Here is a 25,213-nt window from a genome sequence, read left to right as displayed (position 1 = left end):
GTTTCTTATACCCAAAATACAACCTGCCAGAAGATCACTTGAATGGGGAGAGTTTCATTCCTTTTAATGCGTGTAACAGAACATGAGCTGCAGCTCTGCTTGTCATATCTCGAAAATCGAGGGTAGGATCGACTTCAACAATTTCAATCCCGGCAACATTGGGCTGTTGTGCGATGTACTTGACTGCTTCAAGCAATTCGTCTGTATAGAGGCCGCCCGGGCCAATCGCTGGACAGCCGGGTGCATGGGACTGGTCTAAGACATCCATGTCAACAGATATAAAAATGAAATCTGTTCTATTTTGAACGGCTGGCAAAACCTCTTTTATCGTGGAGATGAGTCCTTTTTCCCGGATCATGTCCATCGTGTGAATGTTCACGTTATGTTTTTTTGCATATGCTTCATAGGCCTGGCTGTTGCTGAATTCTCTGATACCCAGCTGGATCAAATGTTGACCTTCAATGATCTCTTCATCCAAAAGGCGGCGGAAGGGGGTGCCGTTTGTCGGCCCCCCGTCCTCCGTATTGCGAACATCGTGATGGGCATCAAATTGAATCACCGCTGTCGTTCCTTTTGTTTGTGCTATCGCTTTTATTGTGGAGTAGCTGATAGAGTTATCTCCCCCAAGTATGAGCGGCACCCAATCCGGATGATCCGAAAGCAGAGCGTGCATGGTTTGGAAAATGTGATGATGTGACTTTACGATATCAGTGACATGAATATCGATATCCCCCAGATCATATAGAAGCTCTGATACGACATGCTCTCCAAGCTCAGCAGAATAGGCTGATGAATGTTTCAGAGCCTGGCGTATTGTTCCGGGTGCAAAGGAAGCGCCTGAATGACTGATGGAGGATTTTGATAGGGGGACACCTATCAACGCCGGTCCCTTAATGTCTTGGCCGTCCCATGTTGCGATCAGGTCGCTCATTTTTGTGACATCCCGGTCCTTAAACGAAGACCCAGCCTCTCTGAGAAAAGGGTACTTATCCAAAAATAGCTCCCTCCCTGTTGACAACAATTGTTCCGTTTTTCATGACTTGATGTACATGATTGACCCCGTAGTGATACGGAATATACATATAGTTCGAGGCTTGCCAAATGACTAGATCAGCTGAGCGGCCGACTTTGAGCTGACCGGCTTCCTCTCCTTTCCCTATGGCGTATGCGGCATTGACTGTGACCGCATGCCATATTTCTTCTGCAGTCATTTTCAGATGAAGCGCGGCAATGGACATAATCAGCTGGATATTTTCAGTCGGCGAGCTGCCAGGATTAAAATCCGTTGCCAAGCTGACACATACACCTTCATCAATCATAGCTCTAGCCTTGGCGTATGTGCTTTTGCCAAGATAAAATGTCGTGCCCGGCAAGAGGACGGCGATCGTTCCTGCCTCAGCCAATTTCTTTATTGCTTCGTCCGATGCACCTACCAAATGGTCGGCTGAGACGGCCTTTAGCTCACCTGCTAATTCAGCACCTCCAAGCGGATCGATTTCATCTGCGTGTATTTTTAATCCGAAGCCTGCCTCAGCTGCTTTTTGTAAATAACGGCGGGATTGGCTGACTGTAAAAACGCCTGTTTCTGTAAAAATATCAGCAAAGCTGGCGAGCTCCTGCTCTTTGATTTCCGGCAAAAGGGAAAGCATTTGATCCAGAAATTCATCTGGATCGTTTTGATATTCGGGAGGAATCGCATGGGCTCCCATAAATGTGGAAACAAGGTCAACAGGCTGGCTTTCATGCAGTTTCTTTGCGACACGCAACTGTTTGAGCTCTGTCTCTTTTTCCAAGCCGTAGCCGCTTTTCACTTCTGCTGTGGTTGTGCCGTAGGACAGCATTCTTTGCAGATGAAAATGGGCTTTTTGCAGCAGCTCTTCTTCTGAAGCCGCCCTGGTATCCTTGACTGTAGACAGAATTCCGCCGCCCTGCGCCAGAATATCCAAATATGAAATGCCCTGAAGCTTAAGGTTCATCTCCTTTTCACGAGATCCGCCAAATACAAGATGGGTGTGCGGATCAACGAGGCCAGGCGTTACAAGGCGTCCCGAACAGTCAATGATTTCGTCTGCCTCGTAACCGGCTTCAGCCCCTTTTTGTCCGGCGAACACAATTTTCTGTTCATGGATGCCGACAACAGCGTCTTCGATCACATGAAGATCCTGCATGCTTTTGCCTGCCCGCGGGCCGCTGCTTTCCATCGTCAAAAGCTGACCGATGTTGATGAGAATCGTATCAATTTGCTTTGGCATGTCATCACTCCTTTATTTTTGCATCGGCACGATAATGTCCTGTTCCTTCGCTACTTCAACGGCACGTTCATAACCCGCATCCGCATGACGGATAATGCCCATTCCTGGGTCGCTCGTTAAGACCCGCGCGAGCCGCTCGTCAGCCAGCTCACTTCCATCGGCCACTGCAACCATGCCGGCATGAAGGGAATAGCCCATTCCGACGCCGCCGCCATGGTGGAAGGAAACCCAGCTTGCACCCGCCGCCGTGTTGACAAGCGCATTTAGCACAGCCCAATCACCGACAGCGTCACTTCCGTCCTTCATCGCTTCTGTCTCCCGGTTTGGAGAGGCGACAGACCCGCAGTCCAAATGATCTCTCCCAATAACGACAGGCGCTTTTAGCTCCCCGGTTCTAACCAGCTCGTTAATGGCGAGGCCCATCTTTTTTCGTTCTCCATATCCAAGCCAGCAGATACGGGACGGCAAGCCTTGGAAGGTGACTTTTTCCTGTGCCATATCAATCCAGCGGTGAAGGGCTTTATTTGTCGGGAACAGCTCTTTTAATAACGCATCCGTACGGTAAATATCTGCCGGATCTCCGGAAAGCGCCGCCCAGCGGAACGGCCCTTTTCCTTCACAGAATAAGGGGCGGATGTAGGCAGGGACAAACCCCGGAAAATCGAAGGCATTCTCCAGCCCTTCATCCTTTGCGACTTGCCGGATATTGTTGCCGTAGTCAAATACAATAGAGCCCTTTTGCTGAAAGGCCAGCATGGCTTCGACATGTTTTTTCATGCTTTGCTTCGCAAGGCGCACGTAAAGCTCTGGATTGTCTTGACGCAAACGGTCAGCTTCATCAAGTGAATAGCCCTCGGGAACATAACCGATTAAAGGGTCATGGGCAGATGTCTGATCTGTCACAATATCAATTTTGACGCCTCGGTTCAAAAGTGTGTGATGCACCTCAGCTGCGTTTCCGAGAAGTGCAATGGACAAAGGTTTTCCTGCCAGCTTTGCCTCTTCAGCCCAAGCTAGGGCTTCCTCAATCGATGCTGTTTTTCGATCGCAGTATTTTGTTTCGATCCGCTTGTCGATGCGTTTTTCGTCAACCTCGACAGCAATGACGACGCCTTCATTCATCGTGACAGACAGCGGCTGTGCGCCTCCCATTCCGCCGAGACCCGCTGTCAGCGTCAATGTTCCTTTTAAGCTGCCTCCAAAGTGCTGTCGCGCCAGCTCAGCGAAGGTTTCATAGGTTCCTTGCAATATGCCTTGTGAGCCAATGTAAATCCAGCTGCCAGCCGTCATCTGTCCGTACATCATTAACCCTTTTTTCTCAAGTTCATGGAAATGCTCCCAGTCTGCCCACTTCGGAACAAGAACAGAATTTGCTAGGAGCACGCGCGGGGCCTGCGGGTGTGTACGGAACATGCCAACGGGTTTTCCGGATTGCACGAGCAAGGTTTCATCATTTTTTAATGTTTTCAAGGAATGCTCAATGGCGTGAAATGCGTCCCAATCCCGTGCGGCTTTGCCAATCCCGCCATATACGATGAGGTCCTCCGGCTTCTCGGCGACTTCTGGATCAAGGTTGTTTCGAAGCATCCGAAGCACTGCCTCTTGCTCCCATCCTAAGCATTCAAGCTCTGTTCCTCTGTTGGCACGGATTGATTTTTTTACATCAGTCATATGTTCATCCCCCTTAGTTCTTTATTCTGATGATCAGGTATTAAAGATTCTTTCTTCAGCCAGTCAGTCAAGCGTTCAATATCATAGGAAAAAACACGGTCCTGCTGAATGGACGGCACGACTTTTCTCATTTCCTGAAAAAGCTGTTTCGTATAGGACGCTGCATGTTCTATGCCTCTGTATTCAACCGCCTGCAATGCGCAAATCGCTTCGATCGCAATGACTCTCCTTGTATTTGCGATCACCTGATAAGCATGCCGAGCGGCGATGGTTCCCATGCTGACATGGTCCTCTTGATTGGCGGATGACGGAATGGAATCTACACTTGCAGGATGGGCCAGTGTTTTATTTTCAGAAACGAGTGAGGCCGCGGCGTACTGCATGATCATTGCACCGGATTGCAGACCGGGATGAGGGCTCAGGAACGGCGGCAGGTCATTCAGCTGCGGATTCACAAGTCGTTCGATCCTGCGCTCTGCGATATTCGCAAGCTCTGATATTGCGATTTTCAGAAAATCCATGGCAAAGGCGATCGGCTGTCCGTGAAAGTTTCCGCCAGAAATCACTTTGTCACCGTCATTGAAAATAAGAGGATTGTCCGTAGCGGCATTCATTTCAATCTCTAATTTTTCTTTGACATAGCCTAACGTCTGCCAAGTCGCACCGTGTACTTGCGGAATACAGCGCAATGAATAGGCATCCTGGACCCGCAGTTCTCCCTGAGAGGTTGTCAGGCCGCTGTCAGATAGATAGAAGCGAATTCGTTCTGCGACATCGATCTGCTCCTGATAGCCGCGGGCTAAGTGAATATCCTCATCAAACGCATCTATAATTCCCCGCAGCCCTTCAATCGTTAAGCTGGCAATGCGCTCAGTTTGATAGGCTAGTTTTTCAGCTTCAATGTATGAGACCACTCCCATTGCAGTCATGGCCTGAGTCCCGTTAATCAAGGCAAGCCCTTCCTTGGATGTCAGCGTTACCGGTTGAATACCTGCTTTTTTCAAGCCTGTCATTGCCGGCATTCTTTCCCCCTCAAAAAAGACTTCTCCTTGTCCGATCAGCGCAAGCGCCAGGTGGGAAAGCGGCGCCAGATCTCCGCTTGCGCCAAGTGATCCCTGCTGGGGGATGACAGGATGGACGCGTTTATTTAAAAAAGCAAGCAACTGTTCGATCAGCTCAGCGCGTACACCGGAAAAGCCTTTTAACAGCGCATTGGCGCGCAAAAGCAGCATTGCCCTGGAAACACACTCAGGAAAAGGGTCGCCGACTCCGCAGGCATGAGAAAGGATTAAATTTAGCTGCAGCGCCGCCGAGTCTTCTTTCTGAATCAGGACATCGCTGAATTTGCCAAATCCGGTGTTGATGCCGTAGATTGTCTTTTCGTCGCGTACAATCCGTTCCACTGCCGCTCTGCTTTTTTTCACGCGCTCCATACTTTCCTCGGAAGCCGCTGCCTCCTCAAAATCAAACAGCACACGAGCGACGTCGGCTGTTGTCAATGAAGAACCGTCTAAAGTCACCATAAGCCCAACTCCTTTTTCTTTACTTTAGTAAAGCGCCCATACAAAAAGGAGCTATGCTGTGAACATCTGTTTTCACGCATAGCCCCCTATCGTCTAAGATCTATGGGCTGTTTCATATGTGATTAATTCCAACACCGAATGTCTCGTGCTCAAGACCTTTAATCGGCGCCCCGATTGTTCCGTAAAGCGAGACAGCAATCCAATCGCCTTCCGCTTCACTTTCATAAGGATTTCCCCTCAAAACGGCAAACCTCAAGCCCACCGTCCGAAGCAGCGATCCCAGCAGCATTTCACCTCTGGTCACGCCATGCAAAGCCTCCATCGTTGCATGATAAAGCGCATGTGACTCCCGATAACCCTCAGATTGAATGACACCGCTCTTTTTGGAAGCGGTTTCAATTGCGGCTACTACTTTATGCGCGTCCATTGATCCTACCTTGCCAAGACAGACCTTCCATCCGTCTCGCTCCAGCTCCTCAACCTGCGTACTCTCTTCCGCCTCATTCAGCAGCAGGAGAACAGACAGCCGGCCGATCCGACGCTCTTTGTGCAGTGTCATATGAATCACTCAATTCCTAAAAATTCTGATAACTATTAACTGAGTATTATATTAATTGGTTCAGCAGCAGAAGTCAAAAGGTTTTTTACAGTCTTTAACAAGTTAGATTGCTATTGTAATAGCGCGACGCAGAAAGCAGCACATTGCACACGAATACCCAGACAGAAGTGCAAGCGGCCGCTGTTATATTGTTGACAATGAGAGGTAAAATGCCAAAAAGAGGCGAAGTTGCCGGAGAAAAGTCGACGACTTTACAAGACCGGACAAAGCGTTCATTATGTACGCAAATGAAGAAACAGAAGTAATTGAAGAAGGAGAAACGGCAAAAGGGTTGAACTATGAATAGAGAGTATGCAAGCAGCAGTTCTGTGCCAAACAGACATCAGTCTGACAATGTAAGAGAACAGTGAGAAATCACCTATCTGTTTGAATATGAAAACATTCGGCTGTTTTAATAGGCCGGTGTTTCTTCATAGAGAAATGTAAGCGCTTAAAAATTTAATAAAAAAGAGAGGCGAATTGTTTAGATGTTCAACCGATTGTTTCATGTATGTTTTCTTGCAGCTCTTATCATGGCCTTCACCCTGCCAAACTCCGCCAATGCTCAAAAACCCGTATTTAAAGAAGTCAGCGTTCATGATCCTTCCATCATTGAAACAAATGGCACCTTTTATGTTTTTGGATCTCATCTCGCTTCAGCAAAAACAAATGACCTCATGCAATGGCAGCAGCTGACCACCAGCGTAAGCAACGACAACCCACTTATCCCGAATGTCTATAAAGAATTAAAAGAAACCTTCGAATGGGCGCAATCCGATACTCTTTGGGCGGCTGACGTCACGCAGCTGGCGGACGGCAAATACTACATGTACTACAACGCCTGCCGCGGCGACTCGCCTAGGTCCGCCATGGGTGTTGCCGTCGCTGACAACATCGAAGGGCCATACAAAAACAAAGGCATCTTTTTGAAATCAGGAATGGAAGGCACAAGCAGCGATGGAACACCGTATGACGCAACCAAACATCCGAATGTCGTCGACCCGCATACCTTCTTTGATAAAGACGGAAAGCTGTGGATGGTGTACGGATCATACTCAGGCGGCATTTTCATACTTGAAATGAATCCAAAAACGGGCTTCCCGCTTCCTGGGCAGGGATACGGGAAAAAACTGCTCGGCGGCAACCACAGCAGAATCGAAGGCCCGTATGTTCTTTACAATCCAGACACCAAATACTACTACTTATACCTATCATATGGCGGTCTTGATGCAACAGGCGGCTATAACATCCGTGTGGCCCGCTCCAAGAAACCAGACGGCCCTTACTATGATGCAGAAGGCAATCCAATGCTCGACGTCCGCGGCAAAGAAGGCACATTCTTCGACGACCGTTCCATCGAACCATACGGCGTCAAACTCATGGGCAGCTACATTTTTGAAACAGAAAATGAAAAAGGCACCGGGTACGTCTCACCAGGCCACAACTCCGCATACTATGACGAAAAAACCGGGCGTTCCTATTTAATCTTCCACACCCGCTTCCCGGGCAGGGGTGAAGAACACGAAGTCAGAGTCCACCAACTGTTCATGAACAAAGACGGCTGGCCGGTAGCAGCGCCATATCGTTATGCGGGCGAAACACTGAAAGAAGTAAAACAAAAAGATATCACAGGAACATACAAACTCATCCAGCACGGAAAAGACATCTCAGCCGACATCAAAAAAACCATCAACATCCAGCTCAACAAAAACCACACCATTTCCGGGGAAATGACTGGAACATGGAAGAAAACCGGAAAAAATACAGCTGAACTTATGTTAGCTGGCAAGAAGTATAATGGCGTATTTTTACGCCAGTGGGATTCGGTGAGAGAGAAGAACGTCATGACGTTTAGTGTGTTGAATGGCAGCGGTGAGGCTGTATGGGGTAGTAAGCTTAAAAGATAAAATTATATTTAAGAACCTTTTCTTGGAAAAGAAAAGGTTCTTTTCTTACTTACTTCATATCAGGTATTTTGAAAACACCTTATTAATTTTGTATACTATAACAAAAAATAACAATTTCAATAAAAGTTATTTTGGAGGGAATAATTTGACGGGTGTAAGCATTGAGGTAGGTAATACAACATATTCTGATCAAATTAAAGAATGGCGATTATCTAAACGTGATAATGCTAAAATAACTGTTCATATTACATTGAACAGTGGAATGAAGATTAGTGAAGAATTAGATAGGTGTATAATTACCCCTGTTCGAGAATTGGTCATTAACAAGCAAGAACGACTAGTTCTAAAGGGAAATGTAAAAGCAAATATAGAAAGCGTTAAAATATATGGAGATAAGTACGCTGTTTTGATTTTTAGTGGAAATGATCAGAAATATATTTATAAAGAAAAAGATATTGAAAAGATTACTTTAGGTAATGCAAAGTTTAAACAACTTTTGGATTATTTTAGACATGTAGCGGCCGTTAAAGATAAAACAAAAAATGATATCCCACCTATTTTGGAAGGTGAAATTCAGCGTATGCCGTTAAGAATAGAAAGTGCTCTCTATGCTTATTTTTCAAAAGAAAATCGATCGTATAAGGATTCAGAGACACTCCTTTTTCCTTTTGGTTTAAACCTAAGTCAGATTCAGGCAGTTCAGTCTGCTTTTTCTTCTCAAATAAGTGTAATTGAAGGTCCTCCTGGTACAGGGAAAACACAAACTATTTTAAATTTGATCACTAATATAATGATGAAGGGAAAAAATGCTGCAATTGTCTCAAGTAATAATTCTGCTGTCGCCAATGTAAGAGAAAAAATGGAGAAAGCAGGCTACGATTTTCTTCTTGCATCATTAGGTAGCCAAGATAATCAAAAAAAATTCTTTGAGCAACTTCCGGAACTCCCTCAAAATATAGCCGAATGGAAGGTTGAGAATGAGAGAGAATCAGAGTTACTGAAAAGCGTCTTAAGTGATGTAGAATCTATTAAAGAACTATTAAAGTTACAAAACCGACAAGCAGTGATAAAACAGCAAATAAAAGACCTAGAGACGGAGGAAAAATATTATAAACAACATTTTGAGTCATTAGAAACCATGAAACCAAAACTTTTACCTTTTTATAAGTTTAATAATTATAAGATTTTAAATTTTATGGCTGACGAAGCACTGAACAAACAAAATCGAATGAACTTCTTTAAGAAAACCAAATATCTTTTCTACTATGGGTTATATGATTTCAAACAAATAGGAGACAGTCTAAATAAAGAGAAAATGCTTTCTCAACTCCAATATCAATTCTATAAGCAAAAACTAACTGAATTAAATTCTGAGTTAAATAAAATAAATCAAATGCTACATGCCAAAAATTTTGATGAGCTAAGTAATCGAATTGAAAATTACTCTACATTAATTTTCAAAAATTATATACATAATAAGCAAAAAACGGTTAAGAAAGAGAATTTTGAGTACAAGAAATATAAAGATGCAAAGCAGTTTGATCGATTTATAAATCGATATCCTATTATTCTGAGTACTGCATTCTCTTTAATGAAATCAATTCCAGATGGTTTCTTATTTGATTACTTAATTATTGATGAAGCCTCACAGTTAGAATTGATGCCAGGTATCCTTGCTCTAGGCTGTGCTAAAAATGTAATTATTGTTGGAGATACAAAACAACTACCTCACATTCCAGATAAGAACATATCAAAGGGAGAAATGGGAATCGAACCTTGCTTTGATTATGTAGAAAATAGCCTACTGCATTCTGTTTTAAAAGTATACGAGAATAAAATTCCTGTTACTTTATTAAAGGAGCACTATCGTTGCCATCCTATGATCATCAAGTTTTGTAATGAACAATATTATGATGGCAACCTCATTCCTTTGACTAAATATGATGAAGAAGACGATTTTTCAATTATTTTAATAAAAACCGTTAAAGGAAATCATATGAGATTCCAAGGCGGGCGACACAATGTTCGTGAATTAGATTCTCTTGAAGAGGCAACGATTAGAGATAAGGTTTTCCCACGTGATTTTGATGATATTGGATTCATTGCTCCTTATAGAGCCCAGATAAAAGCTGCTAATCGTTATATGAGAGAAGAAATTATTAAAGATACTGTACATAAGTTTCAGGGAAGAGAATGTGATGGAATTATTTTCTCCACAGTACTTGATGATAAGGGCGGTAAAAAGGATATTGAATTTGTTGATAGTGCTACTTTAATTAATGTCGCTATATCGAGAGCAAAAAAACGTTTTGTTTTAGTATCTGCTGTCGATATTTTCAAGAGAAGTAACAAAGAAATCTCCGAGTTAATACGTTATATGGAATATTATACGGAAGCTAGTTTATATCATGAAAGTCAGGTCATTTCTGTGTTCGATTTACTATATAAAGAATTCTCCGAAGTTTTAGTGCAACGAGAAAATAAACTACGAGAGAGTGACTCAAAGTATAAATCTGAAAGGATTATTGCTAGTTTGCTCAGAGATATTCTTAAAGAAGAGACCTATAAAAAAATTGAGTTTAGAAGGGAGTATCGTTTAAAGGATTTATTTAATGACACCTCTCATTTAAATGAAGAGGAGCAAAAGTTTGTTAAAACAGTAGCTCGATTTGATTTTATGCTTTATTACAAAATGGGGAATGCACCTGCTGGAGTAATAGAGGTAGACGGTACTGCTTATCATTATTCAAATGACCAGAAAAGAAGGGATGAATTAAAAGATTCTATTCTGAGGAAATCAGGGATACCTTTTATTAGATTAAGGACAAATGAGAGTGGCGAGGCAGAAAAAATAAAGGGACTGCTAAATTCTATTTTAGGAACAAATAAGTTAAAAAATGATTAAAACTCTACCATTAGAATAAGTTATTTTACTTAAGTAGTTTTTTAGTGTGTGATAATAACTCTATATAGTCAAAAAAAGTTATGTTGTTTGTCATAGAATCTTTTCAGTATGATAAAGTTTTACTAAAAGTGCAAGGTCAGATCACTATGTAATATTAAATATAGCGTTGAATTTAAGAAGAAATGCAAGGAAGGAAGAAATAAAGTGAAAAAAACAATCAAAGTAGCTGCAGCAGTGATTAAAAACGATAAAGATATGATATTATGTGCACTTCGTTCGCCAATCATGTCTTTGGCCAATCTATGGGAATTCCCAGGAGGGAAACTTGAAGAGGGTGAGAATGCACGAGAAGCTCTTGTAAGAGAAATTCATGAGGAGCTTGGTTGTAAAATTGAAGCAGGTGAAATAATTGCTGACATTCATCACGAATATGAAAAAGTCATTGTTAATTTGATTTCTATTCAAGCGAAAATTGTAGAGGATGAACCTGTTGCCAAAGAACATGCGGAACTCAGATGGGTGCCCGTGAGTGAACTTGAGTCACTTGAATGGGCACCTGCTGATCTTCCAACCGTAAATGCACTAGTTAATTAAATCAACATACAAGTTTTCTGGGACAGGCTGATGGAGCTTCCATATTACATTCATAGGTTTGTCCCCATTGCTTGATACGTAATCAACTTTACCTAGATAAATAAAAGGTAAGGTGATGTCATGCATTTCGCTAAATTTACGCACGAAAAGATGTATTTTATATTCTTTTTGTCTATGGTTAATAAAATTCTGACCTACAGGAGAATCATGTGATGTTTGATTTTGACTTTGCCAGTGAAAATGATGGGGATCTATAAAGTAATCTTTATATAACAAATGGTCCTCAACTTTTTTAGATTTATTTAATGTAATAAAAATTAAGTAGTTATTGTTAACTCTCCTTACACCTTCTCGCCACGTTCCCTCTTGATCAGTTGATTGAAATAAATGTATGAGTTCATTTCTAGTATATGTTTGATACAAGGTGAGTTGTAGTTCACTAGATAAAAGTGCTTCTAAATTATTCATGCGTCTAAATTCGGTTAAACCATACTGGATACGCTCCTTAATATAAGGACCAAACCGAGGATGGCATAAACGTTCAAAAATATTTAATTGTAGTATAAACGTATTTTCCTCCACTGTACCAAAACTCCATTGTTGTTTCTTATGTGGTGTGGATAAACGCTCCATAGATCGTTTAATCAAGTTGTCGTGTATATTAGTATTTTTGATTTTTAAATGAAATGTATCTTCTAAAGACTTTTTAACATCCTCTACAGTGATTCTCTGTATATTAAATCCACATTGTAACAATAATAAATCATAGGGCCACTTAATCGGAAACTGTTGCTCTAACCAGGATACCATTCTTAAAACTAACGTATCATTTAATACTTCTTTATCTAAAGAATGAAGGTCATCCATTTTTCTTTTCGTTTCGACCCAAGACTTATATTTTTTTATAAAAAAGGTAAGACCTGGAGCTTGATCTGAATAAAGAAAATCAAGTAGCTCTGGAGAACGCCCAATATCTCGTTTAAATTGATAATATAATGTTTTTAGCATGGCAGCTGAATTTAATTTAATACTATCAATTTTGTGTAAAATCTCTTTCTTCGTTACAGATGCAAGATCTACATAAGATCCACCTGGTAAGTCTGCAAACTCATGGGTAACCGCAACTCGTAATGAATCTTTATCAAAGGATTTTTGGCTAGTTTGTCCGGAAAGGGCTAGCGGTATAACAAACGATTTTTGATAGTTTCCTATAAAATCAAGTACCGTTACAAACTCTTTATCATCAGTCTTTCTTAATCCTCTTCCTAACTGTTGAATAAATATGGTTGGTGATTCAGTCGGTCTCAAAAAAAGCAGTAAGTTTAATTTTGGTATATCAATGCCTTCATTAAAAATATCTACTGTAAAAATCAGTTCTAAACTATGATGCGGATCTTCAAGTTCTCTAATCACTTTCTGACGTTGTGCTGAGGAATCTTGCCCTGTTAAATAAGTTGTATGGAATCCTAATTGATTAAATTCTTGGCTCATATATTGGGCATGTTCAACGTTAGTACAGAAGCCCAATCCACACATTCTTTCTCCGTCGAAACCGTACATATTTATCATCTTTATTACATAATCGACCCGCTCATGATTTTTCAAATGATTAACCAATGAACGTTCATCGTAGACCCCGTTTGTTATTTTCACTTTATCGTAATCAACAGTATGGTCCGGAATACCAAAATAATGAAATGGGGCAAGCAATTCAGCTTCTAACGCATCTCGAAGGCGGATTTCATAGACAACATTATGATTGCAGATTTCAAGTACATCTTTACCGTCTAAACGTTCTGGAGTTGCAGTTAAACCTAATAAGAATCCAGGTTTAAAGTAATTCAACACTGATTGATAGGTAGAGGCTTCTGCATGATGAAATTCATCAATGGCAATGTAATCAAATTCATCTGGTGCAAACCGTTTTAATGTTTCTTCTTTATACAAGGTTTGAACTGTGCTAAATAAAAACCTTTTATTCCATTCTTTTTTCGATCCAGTTAACAATCCAAAGTTATCATGGTCATTTGTGACTTTTTCAAATGTTTCAATGGCTTTAGTTAGTAACTCCTCACGATGAGCAATAAAAAGATATTTTTTTGGTTGATATTCGGAAAAATCAAATGCTGCAAGATATGTTTTCCCTGTACCAGTTGCAGCGATAATAACAGCCCTTTCCTCACCTTGTTCTCTCGTTTTCTTGAGGTTTTTAAGCGCTATTTCTTGCATGGCATTAGGTTGTATTTTTGTTTGGTAAAGAGAGTTTTGAGAGACGAGAGACGCGCTCATTTTGTGATTAGCTGCTTGAAATTCTTCATAAGCTTTTAAGAACTGGTCATCGACCGGTTGTGTTTTTTCGACCCATACTTTATTAAAGACATCTTTTGTTTGTTGAAAAATTGGAAGATATTTTGTATCTGGTATTCTTGCATTTAGCTCATACCCAGTGGTCAGAGCGGATTGCGAGAGATTTGATGATCCAATAATGACACTATGTTGCCCTGAAAGACGTTCAAATAAGTAAGCTTTTGTATGAAACGATTGACTGTAATCATTTACAATTCTCAAGTCGACATTTTGAAATTTCATGAGCTGTTTAAGGGCTTTAGGTTCAGTAATTCCCATATATGTTGATGTGATAATACGTACTGGCACATTACGCTTATTAAGCTCTTGTAATGGTGGAATAAGAAGTTGGACGCCAGACCATCTTGTAAAACTGACCATAAAATCCACACGATCAGCAGTTAACATTTCATTCTTTAATGCTTTAAAAAAATTATCATCCGCTCTATGGTTTCCGAGTAGATTCAACCGTGATAGCGAAAAGTGCTCTGACACAGGAAGATCCAGGTCACCTACATGATAAAGAACTGAAGAAAGTGGTATTGCAAAGGCAGTATCATTACCAAGATCAGAAGATATTTTTTGGGTTAATTCAACCGCCTGATTATATTGTCCGTGATGAACAAGCGTTTTGATTTTTTCGCCAAATTGTTTTGCTATATGTAAAGTTAAAATTTCTGTATATTCTTTCGGTAAAACAGGCTGAAAACGATGTTCTACTGGATAAAGCTTGTGCTTTTCTTGCAATTCTTCATGAAAACCACTGTTTTTTTTCATTTTTCTCTCTCCATATTTAGATAGATATCCTAATTTTATCATTATTATTGACTATAGGTAACAGATATTTGTAAAAGGCATCGCGAATCAAATGAGGACGATTGTACCCGATCTTAAAGTCCTGTGTAAGCAGGATTTTATTCGCAAGAAAGTCGAATGAAAAGGATAATAGATAAATATACTTATTTATATTCTGTGTAAGACAAATCCTTTTACCTATTTATCCAATATGACCCATCATGTAATATGAAAATAGTCTGTATTGTAAAGAATTGACACAGTTTGATAGAAACACGAGGTGTTGCGGCATGCATAGTGAAATGTTGTTACATTCGGTAAAAGCCGACTTACATGAAAAGCAGGAACAGATCCATCAATTAAAACGAGTGCTGCACGAAATTAGGCAAATCAAACACGATTTCTCTGAGGCCCAGCATCTCATTCACCGGCCTCATCTTAACCGGGAGGCATGGAGAGGAACACATGCTCAGCGGTTTGAAGATATTCGTGAAGGAATGAACAAAGCATATCAGCAAATCAAAAGCGATCAAGTCAGCGGAATCATCGAAAGCATAGAAGGAAAAATCCACTCATTAGAGGGCGATGTGTATTCTATAAGACGCCAAATCACGAGGATAGAGCATGAAATAGAGAAGGAAAAACATAAAAAGTGAGGTGAGCACAAATGGCACAGGAAATTAAAATGGTGTATGGCACAGTGAAGCAAGGGCTTTCTCAGCTCAAGAATTCAGCTGAACTCAAGTCCTCCTTGCCCGGCCATCTCTCAGGCAGAAACCATTTGAATGTTGTGAAGTCCATCGAGCAATTAAATAAGGACATCAAAGAGCTCACTGAAGCATATGCGTCTGTTCTGGCCAAGCATATCGCACAAACGGAAAGCGCGGTAAACGCCATGAAGGAAACGGACGAAAACATATCATCTTCCATGAAATAAAGCGCGGGAGGACAAGGGATTGAAAACATTAGATGTCCACGCTCTTCACGAGGGCATTCAGCATACGATTGAGAAACTGGACAAGCAAAAGCAACAGCTGGAGAAGCTGGAAAAAAGCGTTGAGCATCTGGCAGGCATGAAGGATGCGCTGAAAGGAAAAGGCGGAGATGCCATCCGGACCTTTTACGAGGAGTGCCACAAGCCTTTTCTCCTTTTCTTTGGCATGTTTATCGACGAATACAAAAAAGTGCTGAAACAAACACAGCATGCGATTTCCTCTGTAGAATCTGACTCCCACGGCATGATCGCAGAGGCTTTTCTCTCACACGATGCGAGACATGGGGTCAAGCATGCACGAGAAGTGACAGAGCAGCTCACTGACGCAGTCAATCGCCAGACATCAGCCATAGATCACATCGTCAGCCTGCCGACAGTCAATGATACCTTTTTCCGAATGGAAACAGAACAGGCTGAGCGACTGATTTCGGACACCCTGAATAAGCTCTTTCAATTTGACGGCCAGCAAACCCAAGCACTAGAAACCGCAAAATCAGATTTTCAAACGATGAAAAAATACATGGATCAGCTCGAAACGATGTACACAGGGCCGAAAATTGAAATCACAGGCTACAAAACCGGCTCTATTTTGAAATCACAGGAAGAAGAAAACATCAACCAAACCTTCGGCGGCATTAACTCTCAAATGAAGCAGCCGGATGATTCACCGATGGAGATGATGCTGAAGAAACTGGAGAAACATAAGCAATCAAACGTTGATTCTGTGATGATGGATGACAAACAACAGAAGATCGAGCGCGAGATTCATGCTGATGATAGTAATTTAACTGTATTACAGAAAGAAGCAGCAGCACACCCGAAAGTCTATGGAGACATACGGGTGATAAATGATAAAATATATAATCATAAAGGATTAAAAAAGATAGATACGATAGAAGTGATTGACGAACTAACTCGTGATACTGCAAGCATCGACTACGTCGGCGGCAAATATTATATATATGAAAACGGCCAAATTGTGAGAGAACTCTACGCTGGAGGGAAAAAGCGGCTAGAAGAAGTGTCTTACATTCCAGAGGATAAAGTAGGCGGAGCTAAGCCAATTGATTCGTTTCTTGCCGGAACTCAATATGAATTTATTGAGTGGGTAAGCCCTCAGGGTGCTGTTAAAAAATTGGCGGTCCGAGGCGGGAAGCGTGTTGTCACAGATGTGGCTAAACATGTTGCGGGGAAGGAAAGTAAGGGTGAGGTTAATAAGGTTGCTTCAAAGGGTGCGAGTGAAGGTAAGAAATTGGTATCTTCAAAGACGGTTATTAGCTCAGATATGGAAGCGAAAATATTGGAAGGACAACGTAAAGTTCCAAAAAATATTTTAATAGGTGGACATTCCTCAAGTATAAACAACGCTAATGATAATTTCGCAGTGGAAGTACTATCTACTAATGCAGATGGGACGAAAAGTGTTATGTTTACTAAGCAATTTGTAGATGGTAATATTTCTAAAATTAAAAAGAGTACATTATTTCCGGAATCGTGGAATGATGATCAGATTCTTAAGAGTATTATAGAGGTTGGAAATACACCACCTATATCTACAAGGTTGAGGGATAGATCAACTTGGCATAGAGCATCAAAAAATGGAGTGGAAATAGATGTTATCAAAAATGGTGACGAGGTAACTAGTGGTTACCCAACAGGAAAGGTAAATGCGCCTCGTCCATCAGGTTTTTGAGATGTAAATTGAAAGGTGATAAAAAATGTATAGAGAATTGGATAATCTTTTATCTGCTGAAACAACTGAGGACTCATGGTACGATGATGGTTGTATAATTGCAAGTGATATATTGTCAGACTTTAGAGCAGATGATTGGGGAAAATTAAAAAACGAAGCACTTACTAAACCTTTGGAATGGCAAAAAAAACTGGCATACTGTATGGATAATAACGGAAGTTCACATGAATTTTCAATATTACTATCACTACTTAGTATTGATAATGAAGAGCTATTTGAGGTATGCATAGATTCTCTAAGAAGCTTTGTGACTCCCGAGAGTAAACAAATGATATTGAACGATCCATCCATACTTCAGAGAATAAATGATAAGTTGCCAAAAGCAAGTGCTCCAGTAAAGAAAATACTTGAAGACTTCCTTGAGAAGGTTCATTCTTAATAATTTGTTATAGAATTGTTTATACAACAATGCTTAAAAGTCAATGATAACTTTTTAAAGCTTATTCTCACACAGTGATGTGAAGTGGAATAAGCTTTTCCTATTGCAGGATCAGCTTATAATTTTAAAGACTCAGGTAAAATAACCACAAGGAAGAGATAGATGGTGTATACAGTTGAGATAATCAAGAAAAACGAATTTGAATGTAACTGGATTACATTGTTTATTAGTAGGCAGTTTAAGTTAATTTCTTCACAAGAAGTAACAAATTATGCGGTTAATTATCTAGTGAATAATCCTAATATTAAAGATGAGAATATCTTTGAATTGGCGTGGGAACAAACTGAAGAAAGAGCAGATGCATTATTAGACCACATAGTCTCTAATAGCCGTTCTGAAGTCTTGAATAGAGAGTATCATAAGTAGTTATACACTGTTTTGAAGAATATATAATAATTCTTCTGATGATAGTATGTTTAGCGACATTGAAAACATTGCTTATATGTTTAACACAACTGAACATATGAACAATTTTTTTAGAACTGTATCGCCTGTTTTCTATTATCCTTCTGATTTGAAATATACAGTAAAAGAACTACTGAAAGAATTTTTGGAAACTGAGAGGAAAATAATTTCTAATTAATTATGATTGGGAAATACTCATTATATTGCTTGCGTTACCTCACACCATCTACCGGTGAATAAGAAATAACGGAGATAGTATATTGCTCAAATATAAATATGCAATTGAATATATAGATGATTATGATGAAGTCATTTTGGATTTGGAAAAAGAGAAAATACTTAAAAATGGTTACCTTATTAGTAATTCGTTAGGATCTGATATATTTAGTGATTTCGATAGCATAAAGGAAGAAATTGATGAATTATTAAAAGTATTGTCTGGGGAATTACCAATATTCGAAAGTGGCGGGAATTTAAATTTAATTAGTTCTGATAAACATAAAACAGTGATTGAAGATATTTTCGCAGATGAAGATGAAGGAGATTGTATATGCACAATAGAGACGGTGGAATATACCAAGATCATTTTAATCTGGGCAAAAGAAAGTATTAAGTACAAAAACAAAAGAGGCGTTCTATCAGCAGAAGAAGCTGATGAAAGAATAGGTTGGATAAAAGAAAAGTGGAGTGAATTGAATTTTACTAATTGAGGAATAAACAGTGGCGGTATACATTTTATTACTAAAAGAATATGAAGATAATGAAACTGTGGTTTACAAATTGGGGCCTCATGAAAATACTATGGGCAAAATGAAATTAAATAAAATAATTAGGAAGTTTTCAGAGTTAGAAGAAATTCCTGATAAAGATCTCCCGTCAACATTTTATTTTGATCTAGCTGTACAAAGATTAGCAGTTTGTTTAGAAAGAGAAGAGGTTGTATTTCCAGAAAAAACGGCTTTTGAGTCTTAGCAATAATAAAACCTTGATTGGCAACACCCCCTTTCAAGGTGTTAATCTGTATTCAATATAATAAAAAACAAAGAGGTTCTCCTATGATATATAATGCCTTTGTTAAAGGGCTTGATTCACATATAGAAGAGGAAGTGATTCTCGAAATAGTAGGGATAGAATTTACAGGTTTTTCTTCTGTCTGTCCGTATGAAATTGAAGCAGGGAAAAAATATCCTGTGTTAGTTGGTTTTACGATTTTGGATGAGTTAGTTATTCGTGAAAGTATAGAAAAATTAGGATATCAATATTATATTAGGGGAATTTTGCAAGAGGATTCAATTGATGCTGGAATCGTTCTTACTGATGAAGATGAGTATTTTTCTGAATATCCTTATTTAATTGGGAAAAATGTTGAGATGAAGGTTGACAGGATAAGTATAGAATTTTTAAGGGAGGCTGTTTAAATATAAAAAGTAAAATGATTATAAAAGTGGAAACTTAAATTTTTTTATGAGAAGGCTTTGTTCTTGGACATAATCAGAAAAAATTATGAAGGAAACTTTGATTGACACTGCCATAAATAATAGCTGAAGAAATACATAAGGTGATTGTAGAGAGTGAAGAAGATAGATGAGAAATTTTTATTGAGAAAAATAAATGAATCATTATTAATCATTCAGATTGTTTTGCCCCTAGCAGGAATAGTTCTAACTATCACGACAATATGGTTAGCAAATACCAATCAAGTTAACGATATAGAGTTATATGTAATTGCCGGTTTTTCATATGGTGTATTTTTCTTTTTGTTCCCTTTAGGTATTTATATATTTAGGAAAAGAATACTTATAAAAAAATTAAATGATTTAGACGGATATCAATAAGTTTCTAATACGTGAACGTACAGTCTAAGAGCCATTGGGTTGAAAAAAATCCATTCAAGAAAGTCATCCGGGAATAGGGTTTGAAACTATTATTAGAAGGTCATTTAAAATTATGTTAAAAACATTAGAATGTAGAGATAAAAAGCCTATGAAAGTAGAATTTGATGTCTATACACCAATTAATATAGAATTTGGAAATTGGGATATATCAGAAGATAAAACGGTATACTGGAGAACCGGAGATTTTAAAAAATCATTAATCGAAATAGGATTTGCACAAAAAACAGGAGAAATTCGTTCTATTACATTAACTCTGTGTGAAAGTGTTTATAAATCTAAAGAATGGAATATTGAAAACATTGAACCAATAAAAGGAGTTCCTGTTCTTAGCGTAGACCGACAACAGAATGAAACGTATATCGATGAAAAAGGAATATTAAACGTATATATAACAGATAAGACAGTTTATATTCAATTTTCAGCTCATGAGATAGAATCTCTTATAGAAAATAATCACGTATTATTTTGTTTGGATTGTGATGACAATATTTGTGGTGTCATTATAAACGATGTAGGAGATAATGAAATCAACATATTAGAACAGGCATTAAAATAATAATAAAAGAAAAACCTTGAAGGGTGAACCTTTCAAGGTTTTTGACAATTATCATCTTTTTCTAGCAACAACAAATAAAAAGTTAAGGGGCAGTTTAAAAATGTTCACTACTTACAATGAATATGATTTATTAGAACTATTTGAAAGTGAGCCAATAAGCGTGGTGAGTGATCCCCTTGCAGAAATATTCATATACTCTATCCAAGATATGAAAGGCTTTAAACTGATTCTGACAATGGATGTATACGCTTTGGAGTGCAATCTAAGTCTCACCTTCAATGAGTTGCTTGTTTTTGAATCTAAGTTTATAAATGTTACTCAATTAAAGAGATGTAATTCTGATCTATTTATATATATTCATAACGAACCAAAGGTAAAGGTTATATTTAAAAAGCAACTTGGAATTATTTTTGTTTAATGACATATATGAAAGCAAGGATGTTAGAAATTGAAAATCGCTTTAAATACTTTCAAAGTACATCATGTAAATGACGATTGGAAAACTCTTTACGTTGGGTTGAAGCAAGGGTGGATAAACAAAATTGGAGTAATGAATTATGCTGTTGAATATTTGATGAACCATCCCGGTGTACACCAAGAAGAAGTTCTAGAACTGGCTTGGGGAGACAAGGATGATATTGAAGAAGCCATTTTAAATATATTACGAGTTGAAGAAAATAGTTTCTATGCTATTGAAAAAAGAAAATGGAGATATGTTATTCTTCTTGAAGTAAAATCAAACTATAGTGATCATGCAATGGAACTTTTGAGTAAGCTTGCGGAAGTTTATGCAGATATGAATTACCCTGAAGATATGGCAGGTTTTATTCATTATCATCCTTTTAATAACGGATGTAACTCGCATTTACATTCCTATGAAAAAAATATAAATAGATTATGCAATTTGTTTCAAGATTTTTTAGTAAGGAAAAAACAAAATATACAAAATGGCTTCCCTCTATAACAAAGCAGTCCTCAATAAGTAATTCCCTTTAGTCAAAACTCAAAAATGAAAGCGTTGACATCTCGCAAATCTAGTGCTAAAGTATACCTACAAACAAATAAAACGACCCGTCAGGATTGTTACTGCGAAAGCAGGCAAAACCTAAATGGTGCAGGTGCAGGAGGAGACTCTCGCAATCTGTGTCATTTAGGTTTTTTTATTCTCTTTTAGGAGGTGATGCAGCATTTGATAGAAAAAAAGCTGGTGAAAGGCGGCCACCTTTCTTCCAGCAGTCCCCCCATAAAAAGGAGGTATATACATGGATTATGATAAATTATCGAAGGACATATTACAACTCGTAGGCGGTGAAGACAACGTTCAGCGCGTGATTCACTGCATGACGAGGCTGCGTTTTAATCTTCATGACAATTCGAAGGCGGATCGCAGTCAGTTGGAGCAGCTGCCTGGAGTGATGGGCACCAATATCAGCGGCGAGCAGTTTCAAATCATTATCGGAAACGATGTGCCGAAGGTGTATCAGGCGATTGTGCGGCACAGCAATCTCAGTGATGAAAAGAGCGCTGGTTCATCCTCTCAGAAAAAGAATGTGCTGAGTGCGGTCTTTGATGTGATTTCTGGTGTGTTTACCCCGATTCTGCCTGCGATTGCGGGAGCGGGGATGATCAAAGGGCTTGTTGCGTTGGCAGTTACGTTTGGCTGGATGGCGGAGAAGAGCCAGGTTCATGTCATTTTGACGGCTGTCGGTGACGGCGCGTTCTACTTCCTGCCGCTCCTGCTAGCGATGAGTGCGGCGAGAAAATTCGGAAGCAATCCGTACGTAGCGGCAGCCATTGCGGCGGCGATTCTGCATCCGGATTTGACAGCCCTGCTCGGTGCGGGGAAACCGATTTCCTTTATCGGGCTTCCTGTAACCGCTGCCACTTATTCGTCAACGGTCATCCCGATTTTGCTGGCGATTTGGATTGCTTCGTACGTAGAAAAATGGATTGACCGTTTTACACACGCATCTCTCAAATTGATTGTGGTTCCGACATTCACGCTATTGATTGTCGTGCCGCTGACATTGATTACAGTCGGACCGCTTGGCGCTATTTTAGGAGAATACTTGTCTTCTGGGGTCAATTATTTGTTTGATCATGCAGGGCTTGTGGCGATGATTTTGCTGGCTGGTACATTCTCTTTAATCATTATGACGGGCATGCACTATGCCTTTGTGCCGATCATGATCAACAACATCGCTCAAAACGGCCACGATTATTTACTGCCGGCTATGTTTTTGGCGAATATGGGGCAGGCGGGAGCATCATTTGCCGTCTTCCTTCGCTCCAGAAACAAAAAATTTAAATCACTCGCGCTTACCACAAGCATCACGGCGCTGATGGGGATCACAGAACCTGCGATGTATGGCGTGAATATGCGATTGAAAAAGCCGTTTGCGGCCGCTTTGATTGGCGGTGCAGCCGGTGGCGCGTTTTACGGCATGACGGGTGTTGCTTCCTATATCGTCGGAGGGAATGCAGGTCTCCCGAGCATCCCTGTCTTTATCGGCCCAACGTTTATTTACGCGATGATCGGCCTTGTGATTGCGTTTGCGGCGGGAACAGCAGCTGCGTATTTGCTTGGATTCGAGGATGTGCCTTCTGACGGCAGCCAGCAGCCGGCAGTGCATGAAGGCAGCAGAGAGATCATTCACAGCCCGATTAAGGGAGAAGTGAAAGCATTAAGTGAAGTCAAAGACGGAGTGTTTTCTGCCGGGATCATGGGAAAAGGATTCGCCATTGAGCCTGAAGAAGGAGAAGTTGTGTCGCCTGTTCGTGGAAGCGTTACCACCATTTTTAAAACAAAACACGCAATTGGCATTACGAGTGATCAGGGAGCTGAAATACTCATACACATTGGATTGGACACGGTGAAGCTGGAGGGACAATGGTTCACGGCTCACGTCAAAGAAGGCGACAAGGTCGCACCGGGAGATCCGCTCGTGTCCTTTGATCTGGAGCAAATCAAAGCCGCGGGATATGACGTCATTACCCCGGTGATCGTGACCAACACAGACCAATATTCATTTTCGCCGGTAAAAGAGATCGGTAAAGTGCAGACAAAAGAAGCGCTGCTTGCTTTATCTTGAAAAAACTAATGGGGTGATCAATATGAGTTCAAACGCAAAACGATTTCCAGAAGGATTTTTATGGGGCGGCGCAGTTGCTGCCAACCAAGTGGAGGGTGCTTATAACGAGGGTGGTAAGGGGCTTTCGACAGCTGACGTATCGCCGAACGGGATCATGTCTCCATTTGATGAATCAATGACTTCCTTGAATCTGTATCACAACGGGATTGACTTTTATCATCGTTATAAAGAGGATATCGCCTTATTTGCAGAAATGGGATTTAAGGCGTTCCGTACATCGATTGCGTGGACGAGAATTTTTCCGAATGGCGATGAAGAGGAGCCCAATGAAGAAGGCCTCAGCTTTTATGATGATCTGTTTGATGAGCTGTTAAGGCATCATATTGAGCCTGTCGTAACCATCTCTCATTATGAAATGCCGCTCGGTTTAGTGAAAAATTATGGCGGCTGGAAGAATCGCAAAGTCATAGAGTTTTATGAACGCTATGCCAAAACGGTTTTTAAACGTTATCAACACAAAGTGAAGTATTGGATGACGTTCAATGAAATTAACGTGGTGCTCCATGCGCCGTTTACCGGAGGCGGTCTTGTTTTTGAAGAAGGAGAAAACAAATTAAACGCGATGTACCAGGCGGCACACCACCAATTTGTGGCCAGTGCTCTTGCTGTTAAAGCGGGCCACGACATCATTCCTGATTCGAAAATCGGCTGTATGATAGCGGCAACGACAACCTATCCGATGACTTCTAAGCCGGAGGATGTCTTCGCGGCAATGGAGAATGAGCGCAAAACACTTTTCTTCTCAGATGTTCAGGCAAGAGGCGCATACCCGGGATATATGAAACGCTATCTGGCAGAAAACAATATTGAAATTGAAATGGCTGAAGGCGATGAAGAGCTCATGAAAGAACATACGGTGGATTATATTGGATTCAGCTACTACATGTCGATGGCGGCGAGCACAGATCCGGAAGAGCTTGCAAAATCAGGGGGCAACCTGCTGGGCGGAGTCAAAAACCCTTACCTCAAATCATCAGAATGGGGCTGGCAAATTGATCCGAAAGGCTTGCGCATCACGCTCAACACCTTATACGATCGTTATCAGAAGCCGCTGTTCATTGTTGAAAACGGCCTTGGCGCTGTAGACAAGGTTGAAGAGGACGGCACGATTCAGGACGATTACAGAATCAACTATCTGCGTGATCATTTAATTGAAGCGCGCGAAGCCATTGCGGACGGCGTTGAATTAATCGGATACACATCATGGGGGCCAATTGACCTTGTCAGCGCATCTACTGCGGAAATGAAAAAACGCTACGGTTTCATTTATGTGGACAGGGACAATGAAGGAAATGGAACATTTAACCGCATCAAGAAAAAAAGCTTCAACTGGTATCAGCAGGTCATCGCCACAAACGGAGAGAGTCTCTGACAAATTTTTGAAAACTCATGCGCTTCAATTGACAATAACGAAATGCAGGCGGACAA

The 25,213-nt window shown here is 40.3% G+C and carries 23 protein-coding genes; 17 read left to right on the top strand and 6 right to left on the bottom strand.

From position 1 onward, the window contains the following. Positions 1–34: 34 nt before the first annotated feature. The 5 genes from hutG to hutP form a co-directional block, all read right to left on the bottom strand. Positions 35–994, bottom strand: a complete 960-nt coding sequence (hutG, locus tag AC0OMU_RS21030; RefSeq protein ID WP_015483920.1) for a formimidoylglutamase — start codon at positions 992–994, stop codon at positions 35–37. Then, the gene (hutI, locus tag AC0OMU_RS21025; RefSeq protein ID WP_474241510.1) at positions 987–2,252 is read right to left on the bottom strand and encodes an imidazolonepropionase; all 1,266 of its coding nucleotides are present in this window, start codon (positions 2,250–2,252) and stop codon (positions 987–989) included. The genes hutG and hutI overlap by 8 nt, the downstream gene beginning before the upstream one ends. A gap of 12 nt (positions 2,253–2,264) precedes the next feature. Continuing rightward, positions 2,265–3,923 carry a urocanate hydratase gene (gene hutU, locus AC0OMU_RS21020; protein WP_014478453.1) on the bottom strand — a complete coding sequence of 553 codons (1,659 nt, stop codon included), beginning with the start codon at positions 3,921–3,923 and terminating at the stop codon, positions 2,265–2,267. Then, complete coding sequence (hutH, locus tag AC0OMU_RS21015) at positions 3,920–5,446, bottom strand: histidine ammonia-lyase (protein ID WP_063335852.1); 1,527 nt, start codon at positions 5,444–5,446, stop codon at positions 3,920–3,922. Before hutH ends, hutU begins: the two co-directional genes overlap by 4 nt. Before the next feature lie 112 nt (positions 5,447–5,558). Continuing rightward, entirely contained in the window at positions 5,559–6,005 is a 447-nt protein-coding gene (gene hutP, locus AC0OMU_RS21010; protein ID WP_003243875.1) for a hut operon transcriptional regulator HutP, read from the bottom strand. Between the two features lie 527 nt (positions 6,006–6,532). Here hutP and abnB point away from each other — a divergent pair. The 3 genes from abnB to AC0OMU_RS20995 all read left to right on the top strand — a co-directional run bounded on the left by abnB (position 6,533) and on the right by AC0OMU_RS20995 (position 11,450). Beyond that, positions 6,533–7,951: an arabinan endo-1,5-alpha-L-arabinosidase AbnB gene (abnB, locus tag AC0OMU_RS21005; protein ID WP_474241508.1), complete on the top strand. Its 1,419-nt coding sequence runs from the start codon at positions 6,533–6,535 to the stop codon at positions 7,949–7,951. A gap of 145 nt (positions 7,952–8,096) precedes the next feature. Beyond that, on the top strand, positions 8,097–10,856 hold the full coding sequence (locus AC0OMU_RS21000; RefSeq protein WP_249847886.1) for an AAA domain-containing protein: 2,760 nt from the start codon (positions 8,097–8,099) through the stop codon (positions 10,854–10,856). 204 nt (positions 10,857–11,060) lie between these two features. Beyond that, on the top strand, positions 11,061–11,450 hold the full coding sequence (locus AC0OMU_RS20995) for a (deoxy)nucleoside triphosphate pyrophosphohydrolase (protein ID WP_014481384.1): 390 nt from the start codon (positions 11,061–11,063) through the stop codon (positions 11,448–11,450). Here the strand turns inward: AC0OMU_RS20995 and AC0OMU_RS20990 are convergent. Continuing rightward, positions 11,439–14,573: a DUF3427 domain-containing protein gene (locus tag AC0OMU_RS20990; RefSeq protein WP_474241507.1), complete on the bottom strand. Its 3,135-nt coding sequence runs from the start codon at positions 14,571–14,573 to the stop codon at positions 11,439–11,441. The two genes, AC0OMU_RS20995 and AC0OMU_RS20990, sit on opposite strands and share 12 nt — an antisense overlap. Before the next feature lie 308 nt (positions 14,574–14,881). Between AC0OMU_RS20990 and AC0OMU_RS20985 the strand changes: the two genes are divergently transcribed. The 14 genes from AC0OMU_RS20985 to bglH all read left to right on the top strand — a co-directional run bounded on the left by AC0OMU_RS20985 (position 14,882) and on the right by bglH (position 25,157). Then, the gene (locus tag AC0OMU_RS20985) at positions 14,882–15,247 is read left to right on the top strand and encodes a YwqH-like family protein (RefSeq protein ID WP_014478447.1); all 366 of its coding nucleotides are present in this window, start codon (positions 14,882–14,884) and stop codon (positions 15,245–15,247) included. A gap of 11 nt (positions 15,248–15,258) precedes the next feature. Next, positions 15,259–15,528: a YwqI/YxiC family protein gene (locus tag AC0OMU_RS20980; RefSeq protein ID WP_003218942.1), complete on the top strand. Its 270-nt coding sequence runs from the start codon at positions 15,259–15,261 to the stop codon at positions 15,526–15,528. Positions 15,529–15,547: 19 nt separating this feature from the next. Continuing rightward, on the top strand, positions 15,548–17,278 hold the full coding sequence (locus AC0OMU_RS20975) for a T7SS effector LXG polymorphic toxin (RefSeq protein ID WP_474241505.1): 1,731 nt from the start codon (positions 15,548–15,550) through the stop codon (positions 17,276–17,278). Positions 17,279–17,303: 25 nt separating this feature from the next. After that, positions 17,304–17,717 (top strand): hypothetical protein, encoded by a 414-nt coding sequence (locus tag AC0OMU_RS20970; protein ID WP_015483915.1) that lies wholly within the window; start codon positions 17,304–17,306, stop codon positions 17,715–17,717. Positions 17,718–17,879: 162 nt separating this feature from the next. Continuing rightward, positions 17,880–18,143, top strand: coding sequence for a DUF2247 family protein (locus AC0OMU_RS20965; protein WP_015483914.1), 264 nt, complete (start codon positions 17,880–17,882; stop codon positions 18,141–18,143). Positions 18,144–18,442: 299 nt separating this feature from the next. Next, positions 18,443–18,892 carry a hypothetical protein gene (locus tag AC0OMU_RS20960; protein WP_474241503.1) on the top strand — a complete coding sequence of 150 codons (450 nt, stop codon included), beginning with the start codon at positions 18,443–18,445 and terminating at the stop codon, positions 18,890–18,892. A 10-nt stretch (positions 18,893–18,902) separates the two neighbouring features. After that, a complete protein-coding gene (locus AC0OMU_RS20955) occupies positions 18,903–19,154 on the top strand; it encodes a hypothetical protein (protein ID WP_163135992.1) in 252 nt (83 codons plus the stop codon). 83 nt (positions 19,155–19,237) lie between these two features. Next, positions 19,238–19,600, top strand: coding sequence for a hypothetical protein (locus tag AC0OMU_RS20950; protein ID WP_474241502.1), 363 nt, complete (start codon positions 19,238–19,240; stop codon positions 19,598–19,600). Positions 19,601–19,753: 153 nt separating this feature from the next. Then, positions 19,754–20,017 carry a hypothetical protein gene (locus tag AC0OMU_RS20945; protein WP_014665973.1) on the top strand — a complete coding sequence of 88 codons (264 nt, stop codon included), beginning with the start codon at positions 19,754–19,756 and terminating at the stop codon, positions 20,015–20,017. A 112-nt stretch (positions 20,018–20,129) separates the two neighbouring features. Then, entirely contained in the window at positions 20,130–20,633 is a 504-nt protein-coding gene (locus AC0OMU_RS20940; RefSeq protein ID WP_268548646.1) for a hypothetical protein, read from the top strand. Positions 20,634–20,733: 100 nt separating this feature from the next. Further along, positions 20,734–21,051 carry a hypothetical protein gene (locus AC0OMU_RS20935; protein WP_474241501.1) on the top strand — a complete coding sequence of 106 codons (318 nt, stop codon included), beginning with the start codon at positions 20,734–20,736 and terminating at the stop codon, positions 21,049–21,051. Positions 21,052–21,081: 30 nt separating this feature from the next. Further along, complete coding sequence (locus tag AC0OMU_RS20930; protein WP_474241499.1) at positions 21,082–21,597, top strand: DUF2247 family protein; 516 nt, start codon at positions 21,082–21,084, stop codon at positions 21,595–21,597. A gap of 298 nt (positions 21,598–21,895) precedes the next feature. Further along, complete coding sequence (gene bglP, locus AC0OMU_RS20925; protein ID WP_041518130.1) at positions 21,896–23,725, top strand: PTS beta-glucoside transporter subunit IIABC; 1,830 nt, start codon at positions 21,896–21,898, stop codon at positions 23,723–23,725. Positions 23,726–23,747: 22 nt separating this feature from the next. Beyond that, positions 23,748–25,157, top strand: coding sequence for an aryl-phospho-beta-d-glucosidase (bglH, locus tag AC0OMU_RS20920; RefSeq protein WP_474241498.1), 1,410 nt, complete (start codon positions 23,748–23,750; stop codon positions 25,155–25,157). Positions 25,158–25,213 lie beyond the last annotated feature (56 nt).

It is taken from the genome of Bacillus sp. FAU18, from assembly GCF_056033885.1.
This window is presented reverse-complemented; position numbering and strand designations above follow the sequence as displayed.

Coding starts and splice junctions, on each gene's coding strand:
- hutU (WP_014478453.1), bottom strand. CDS start 3,923: ATGACTGATGTAAAAAAATCAATCCGTGCCAACAGAGGAACAGAGCTT.
- AC0OMU_RS20980 (WP_003218942.1), top strand. CDS start 15,259: ATGGCACAGGAAATTAAAATGGTGTATGGCACAGTGAAGCAAGGGCTT.
- hutH (WP_063335852.1), bottom strand. CDS start 5,446: ATGGTGACTTTAGACGGTTCTTCATTGACAACAGCCGACGTCGCTCGT.
- AC0OMU_RS20985 (WP_014478447.1), top strand. CDS start 14,882: ATGCATAGTGAAATGTTGTTACATTCGGTAAAAGCCGACTTACATGAA.
- AC0OMU_RS20935 (WP_474241501.1), top strand. CDS start 20,734: ATGTTCACTACTTACAATGAATATGATTTATTAGAACTATTTGAAAGT.
- AC0OMU_RS20965 (WP_015483914.1), top strand. CDS start 17,880: ATGGTGTATACAGTTGAGATAATCAAGAAAAACGAATTTGAATGTAAC.
- AC0OMU_RS20950 (WP_474241502.1), top strand. CDS start 19,238: ATGATATATAATGCCTTTGTTAAAGGGCTTGATTCACATATAGAAGAG.
- AC0OMU_RS20990 (WP_474241507.1), bottom strand. CDS start 14,573: ATGAAAAAAAACAGTGGTTTTCATGAAGAATTGCAAGAAAAGCACAAG.
- bglH (WP_474241498.1), top strand. CDS start 23,748: ATGAGTTCAAACGCAAAACGATTTCCAGAAGGATTTTTATGGGGCGGC.
- abnB (WP_474241508.1), top strand. CDS start 6,533: ATGTTCAACCGATTGTTTCATGTATGTTTTCTTGCAGCTCTTATCATG.
- AC0OMU_RS20970 (WP_015483915.1), top strand. CDS start 17,304: ATGTATAGAGAATTGGATAATCTTTTATCTGCTGAAACAACTGAGGAC.
- hutP (WP_003243875.1), bottom strand. CDS start 6,005: ATGACACTGCACAAAGAGCGTCGGATCGGCCGGCTGTCTGTTCTCCTG.
- hutI (WP_474241510.1), bottom strand. CDS start 2,252: ATGCCAAAGCAAATTGATACGATTCTCATCAACATCGGTCAGCTTTTG.
- AC0OMU_RS20940 (WP_268548646.1), top strand. CDS start 20,130: ATGTTAAAAACATTAGAATGTAGAGATAAAAAGCCTATGAAAGTAGAA.
- bglP (WP_041518130.1), top strand. CDS start 21,896: ATGGATTATGATAAATTATCGAAGGACATATTACAACTCGTAGGCGGT.